1 protein-coding gene is annotated in these 1,050 nt (G+C 40.2%); it reads left to right on the forward strand.

Going from position 1 to position 1,050, the window contains the following annotated elements:
- Positions 1–245: 245 nt before the first annotated feature.
- Positions 246–1,050, forward strand: an 805-nt coding sequence (locus ADF62_RS02805; RefSeq protein ID WP_048788023.1) for an IS110 family transposase, incomplete at its 3' end; no start/stop codon positions are given.

The raw sequence follows: 1,050 nt of genomic DNA on the forward strand, positions 1-1,050 counted from the left end.
AACATACTAAGATTAGTAGTGAAGAAATCTCCGACGGGAGAGAGTACTCACTACTTTTTCTTTATGTTAAAGTAGTGGTGTCTTGTAAAGTCGTAGGGCTCTATGGCGCTAGACGTCGCTTGACAAACTGGCAAGACACCTTGTTTTAGGTGGAGTTTGATCAAAGTATGTAGGACGCTAAACGTCGCGTATTGAAAATAAAATCACTAAAACATGGAATTATTCAAGACAAAAGAGGTAATGTCATGCGTGCAGTATTTGGAATTGATGTCAGTAAAACAAGTTCTGAGGTGGCCATTTTAGTCAATGGTGAGAAGGTTCATGGCTACACCATACTCAATGATACCATTGGATTCAATCGCCTGTTGGGCGACTTGAAAACTGTTCATAACCCTGAGATTATATTTGAGGCTACAGGCGTCTATTCTCGACGTCTTCAAGCCTTTCTTGAGGAATATAGTTACGCTTACACACGGCTAAATCCACTGGAAGCTAAGAAGCAATTGGACAGTCTGCGAGTTCGTAAAACAGATAAAATTGACGCTGAAAAGCTGGCTAAATCTCAGCTTGTGCACAATCGTAAACCAACTTACGTGCAGGAAGAAGTTTATCAACACCTGCGTGATTTAAGCCGTTTCTATCAAAATATGACAGAAGATCTTGTTCGAACTAAAAACCGTCTGCACAAGGTCCTACAAGTCACATTTCCTGAATTGGAAAATCTATTATCCACACCTACTGGAGAGCAATATTGGAACTTAGTGATGGCTTTTCCATGCAAAGAGTTTGTATTAAGCCTATCTCAAAGTAACTTGTGTGAGATTATCCGTCAATCTACCTCCAAACGCATCTCTGAAAAGCGTATTGCTTACCTAACTGATAAACTTATAAAACTCGCTAAACAATCTTTTTGTGCGGTCAAGAAAACCTCTCCAATGCTTGAAGAGGTTCGTTACTATGCTCAAGAGTTGCTTCGTCTTTCTGAACGCAGACAAGTTGTCTTAAACGACATGGTAGCTCTAGCTCAGCCTTTACCAGAGTATGACATCT

Origin of the sequence: Streptococcus sp. 1004_SSPC (assembly GCF_001069025.1) — a bacterium.
In the GTDB taxonomy this organism is placed as follows: domain Bacteria; phylum Bacillota; class Bacilli; order Lactobacillales; family Streptococcaceae; genus Streptococcus; species Streptococcus vestibularis.